Annotated in this window: 4 protein-coding genes; all 4 read left to right on the top strand. The window is 70.6% G+C overall.

The genetic code is table 11. From position 1 onward, the window contains the following. Nucleotides 1-1,497 (top strand): histidine ammonia-lyase (hutH, locus tag RTM68_RS11850; protein ID WP_312171106.1); only part of this gene is annotated, 1,497 nt, incomplete at its 5' end. Next, nucleotides 1,490-3,145, top strand: coding sequence for a urocanate hydratase (gene hutU / locus RTM68_RS11855; RefSeq protein ID WP_312171109.1), 1,656 nt, complete (start codon nucleotides 1,490-1,492; stop codon nucleotides 3,143-3,145). The genes hutH and hutU, both read left to right, overlap by 8 nt. Nucleotides 3,146-3,150: 5 nt before the next feature. Beyond that, the gene (gene hutI / locus RTM68_RS11860; protein WP_396654228.1) at nucleotides 3,151-4,362 is read left to right on the top strand and encodes an imidazolonepropionase; all 1,212 of its coding nucleotides are present in this window, start codon (nucleotides 3,151-3,153) and stop codon (nucleotides 4,360-4,362) included. After that, nucleotides 4,343-5,200 (top strand): arginase family protein (locus tag RTM68_RS11865; protein ID WP_312171114.1); only part of this gene is annotated, 858 nt, incomplete at its 3' end. The genes hutI and RTM68_RS11865, both read left to right, overlap by 20 nt.

Genomic DNA, 5,200 nt, shown 5'->3' on the forward strand with positions numbered 1-5,200 from the left:
CCTGCCGATGTCGTGGCCGTCGCCCGGCACGGCGCCCTCGTCGACATCAGTCCCGAAGCGATCGAGCGCGTCGCCGAGACCCGCCGCGTGATCGACGGACTCGCGGCCGACCCGCATCCGCACTACGGCGTCTCGACCGGGTTCGGCGCGCTGGCGACCACGTTCATCGCCCCGGACCGACGGCTGCAGCTGCAGGCGAGCCTCATCCGCTCGCACGCAGCAGGCACCGGCGCCGAGGTCGAGCGCGAGGTCGTCCGCGGCCTGCAGCTGCTGCGCCTGCAGACGCTCGCCTCCGGTCGCACCGGCGTACGCCCGGTCGTCGTCGAGACCTATGCCGCCCTGCTGAATGCCGGCATCGTGCCGGTGGTCCGCGAATACGGATCACTCGGATGCTCCGGAGACCTCGCTCCGCTCGCGCACATCGCCCTCGCGACGATGGGGGAGGGCGACGTCCGCACGGTGGACGGCGAGCTCATCCCGGCATCCGACGCTCTGGCCGCCGCCGGCATCGAGCCGCTCACGCTCGTCGAGAAAGAGGGACTCGCCCTCATCAACGGCACCGACGGGATGCTGGGGATGCTCGTGCTGGCGCTGCACGACCTCGAGACCCTGCTGCTCACGGCCGACATGGCCGCGGCGATGTCGGTCGAGTCGCAGCTGGGGACCGATGCCGTGTTCGCCGCCGACCTCATGGCCCTGCGCCCGCAGTCGGGGCAGGCGGAGTCCGCCGCGAACCTGCGGTCGTTCCTCGGCGACTCGCCCATCGTGCACAGTCACAAGGGCCCGGAAGACGGCCGCGTGCAGGACGCGTACTCGCTGCGCTGCTCGCCGCAGGTGCACGGCGCCGCCCGCGACACGGTGGGCTACGCATCGACCATCGCGGATCGCGAGCTGTCGAGCGTGATCGACAACCCGGTGATCACGCTCGACGGTCGCATCGAGTCGAACGGCAACTTCCATGGGGCACCCGTCGCGGCGGTGCTCGACTTCCTCGCGATCTCGGTCGCCGATGTGGCCTCCATCTCCGAGCGCCGCACCGATCGGGCGCTCGACCCCGCGCGCAACCACGGCCTGCCGCCCTTCCTCGCCGATGAGGTCGGCGTCGACTCCGGTCTGATGATCGCCCAGTACGCCGCAGCCGGCGTCGTGTCCGAGCTGAAGCGCCTCGCCGTCCCGGCATCCGTCGACTCGATCCCCTCGTCGGCGATGCAGGAGGACCACGTGTCGATGGGATGGGCCGCCGCCCGCAAGCTCCGCCGCGCGATCGACGGACTCGGCCGTGTGCTCGCGATCGAGATCCTCACCGGTGCCCGCGCCCTCGACCTGCGTGCGCCCCTGCAGGCGGGGCCCGCGACCGGCGCCGTCCGCGATCTCGTCCGCACCGTCGCCGCAGGGCCCGGACCCGACCACTTCCTCTCTCCTGACATGGAGGCCGTGACCGCGCTCGTGCAGTCCGGCGCCGTCGCCCGCATCGCGAAGGAGCACGCGAATGACTGATCAGACCGTCCGGAACATCCGCGCCGCCCGCGGAAACCAGCGCACCGCCAAGAGCTGGGGTGCCGAGGCCGCCAAGCGGATGCTCATGAACAACCTCGACCCCGAGGTCGCCGAGCACCCCGAAGACCTCGTCGTGTACGGAGGCACCGGAAAGGCCGCTCGCAGCTGGGAGGCGTACGACGCGATCGTCCGCACCCTCGACGAGCTGGAACCCGACGAGACGCTGCTCGTGCAGTCGGGCAAGCCGGTCGGCGTCTTCCGCACGCACGAGTGGGCGCCGCGCGTGCTGATCGCCAACTCGAACCTCGTGGGCGACTGGGCCACCTGGCCCGAGTTCCGCAAGCTCGAAGAGCTCGGCCTGATCATGTACGGCCAGATGACCGCGGGGTCGTGGATCTACATCGGCACCCAGGGCATCCTGCAGGGCACGTATGAGACCTTCTCGGCCGTCGCACGCTCGCTCGGCAGGGACTCCCTCCAGGGCACGCTGACCCTCACCGGCGGTGCCGGAGGGATGGGCGGCGCGCAGCCGCTCGCCGTGACCCTCAACGACGGCGTCGTGCTGATCGTCGACGTCGACGAGTCGCGCCTCGCGCGCCGGGTCGAGCACGGATACCTCGACGAGTACACGACCGACCTCGACGCCGCCGTCGCGCGGGTCGTCGCAGCGAAAGACGCCGGCGAGGCTCTGTCGGTCGGCGTCGTCGGCAATGCGGCCGAGGTGTTCCCCGAACTGCTGCGCCGCGGCGTGCCGATCGACATCGTGACCGACCAGACGAGTGCGCATGATCCCCTGGCGTACCTGCCGGTCGGCATCTCGGTCGCCGACTGGAAGGCCGAAGCCGAACAGGATGCCGAGGAGTTCACCCGACGTTCTCGCGAGTCGATGGCGCAGCACGTCGCCGCGATGGTCGCGTTCCAGGATGCCGGGGCGGCGGTCTTCGACTACGGCAACTCGATCCGGGCCGAAGCGCAGCTGGGCGGCTTCGACCGGGCCTTCGAGTTCCCCGGCTTCGTGCCGGCATACATCCGTCCGCAGTTCGAAGAGGGCCGCGGGCCGTTCCGCTGGGCGGCTCTGTCGGGCGACCCCGAGGACATCTACAAGACCGACCGGGCGATCGCCGAGCTGTTCCCCGACGACAAGCCTCTGCACCGCTGGCTCGAGAAGGCGGGCGAGAAAGTGCACTTCGAGGGACTCCCCGCGCGCATCTGCTGGCTCGGGTACAAGGAGCGTCATCTGGCGGGTCTCAAGTTCAACGAGATGGTCGCCTCTGGTGAGCTGTCGGCGCCGATCGTGATCGGCCGCGACCACCTCGACTCGGGATCCGTCGCCTCGCCGTACCGCGAGACCGAGTCGATGAAGGACGGTTCGGATGCGATCGCCGACTGGCCTCTGCTGAACGCGCTGCTCAACACGGCGTCCGGTGCCTCGTGGGTGTCGCTGCACCACGGCGGCGGCGTCGGCATCGGCCGCTCGATCCATGCCGGTCAGGTCAGCGTCGCCGACGGGTCGGCGCTCGCCGCCGAGAAGCTCGAGCGCGTGCTGACCAATGACCCGGGGACGGGCGTCATGCGCCACGTCGACGCCGGATACGAGCACGCGCGCGACGTCGCTCGCGAGCGCGGCCTGAAGGTGCCGATGCTGTGAGCGCCATGCTGATCACGAACATCGGGGAGCTGACGACCAACGTCGGCTCAGAGGGCGATCGCTTCGGCGCGCTGCGCGATGCCGCGGTGCTGATCGAGGGCGGACGGATCGCCTGGGTCGGCGCGGCGGCGGATGCCGCACTCGATGCCGAGGAGATCATCGACGCCGGTGGTCGCGCGGTCATCCCCGGCTTCGTCGACAGTCACAGCCACCTCGTGTTCGGCGGCGATCGTGCTGCCGAGTTCGAGGCGCGGATGGCGGGGCAGAAGTATGCCGCGGGCGGCATCCGTACGACCGTCGCGGCGACGCGAGCGGCGAGCGATGGACAGCTGCGTGAACGCCTACAGGATCTCGTCGACGAGATGCTCGCGCAGGGCACCACGACGGTCGAGATCAAGAGCGGTTACGGACTGAGCGTCCTGGATGAAGAGCGCCTCGTGCGACTGGCCGCCGAGGTCACGCCGGAGGTCACATTCCTCGGGGCGCACGTCGTTCCGGCCGAGTACGTCGACCGTGCCGACGAGTACGTCGACCTGGTGACGGGCCCGATGCTCGACGCGTGCGCTCCGCATGCGAGGTGGATCGATGTGTTCTGCGAGACCGGAGCCTTCTCGGTCGAGCAGTCGCGGCGGGTGCTCGAGGCGGGGATCGCGAAGGGCCTCCTGCCCCGAGTGCACGCGAGCCAGCTCGGCCCGGGCGACGGGGTGCGCCTCGCCGTCGAACTCGGCGCGGCCTCCATCGATCACGGCACCTACCTGACCGAAGACGACATCGCAGCGCTCGCCGCCTCCGACACCGTGCTCACCCTGCTGCCCGGCGTCGAGTTCTCGACCCGGCAGCCGTATCCCGACGCCCGCGGACTGATCGATGCCGGAGTGACGGTGGCGATCGCCTGCGACACGAACCCGGGGTCGAGCTTCACATCGTCGATGCCGTTCTGCATCGCCATCGCGGTGCGCGACATGGGCATGACTACCGCCGAGGCGGTGTGGGCGGCGACGGCCGGGGGTGCGCGTGCGCTGAGGCGTGACGATGTCGGTGTGATCGCTCGGGGCGCGCGGGCAGATCTGGTTCTGCTGAAGGCACCGACGCGCATCCACCTGGCGTATCGGCCCGGAGTGCCCCTCGTCGATCGGGTGTGGAAGGACGGGGTCGCGGTCTTCACGGCATCCGCTGAGGCACGAGGAACGGAGAATCATGGCTCTGTCGCACGATGACCTCTGGCCGCGCGCCGGATCCTGGCCCGCGTTCGCCGCGGGGGATGACGCGGATGCCGTGCTGATCGGGGTTCCGACCTGGCGCACCTCGCTGTCGCCGACCGGTGCGCATGCGACGCCTGCCGCGGTCCGTGAGGCGCTGACCCGCTACAGCGCGACGCTGATGGGTCCGCCCGTCGTCGACCTCGCCGAAGCGCTGCGCGTGCTCGACGCCGGGGATGTGGCGGAGCCCGACGGTGAGGCCGGCATCGCGGCGACCGTCGGGCGTGTGCACGAGCTCGCCGAGTCCGCTCGTCTCGTGATCGCTCTCGGCGGCGACAACGCGCTGACCTACCCGGTCGCGCGGGGAGCCGGGGCCACCGGACTGATCACGATCGATGCGCACTTCGATCTGCGCGACGGCGTGTCGAACGGCTCGCCTGTGCGGCGTCTCATCGAAGACGCCCCCGATGGCGAGCGGATCGACCCGACGCGGATCGTGCAGATCGGCATCGCCGACTTCGCGAACTCCGCGGCCTATGCGGCGCGGGCCGCCGAGTGGGGCATCCGGGTCATCACGCTCGATGAGGTTCGTCGGCGCGGCATCGCCGAGGTCGTCACCGAGGCGACGACGATCGCGGGAGCGGGCGCGGCCTCTCGCATCCATCTCGATGTCGACGTCGACGCCGCCGATCGGGCTGCGGCCCCCGGCTGTCCGGCGAGCGTACCCGGAGGCTTCGCCGCGTGGGAGCTTCGCGCCCTCGTGCGGTCGATCGTCGCCGACCCTCGGGTGGTCAGTGCGGACATCGCCGAGGTCGATGCGACGGTCGACACCGACGATAGGCGCACGGTGCGGCTT

This window comes from Microbacterium sp., from assembly GCF_031988965.1.
Lineage (GTDB): Bacteria > Actinomycetota > Actinomycetes > Actinomycetales > Microbacteriaceae > Microbacterium.

What these genes read in the sequence shown, in the direction of transcription:
- hutU (WP_312171109.1), top strand. Translation starts at nt 1,490, where the DNA reads ATGACTGATCAGACCGTCCGGAACATCCGCGCCGCCCGCGGAAACCAG.
- hutI (WP_396654228.1), top strand. Translation starts at nt 3,151, where the DNA reads ATGCTGATCACGAACATCGGGGAGCTGACGACCAACGTCGGCTCAGAG.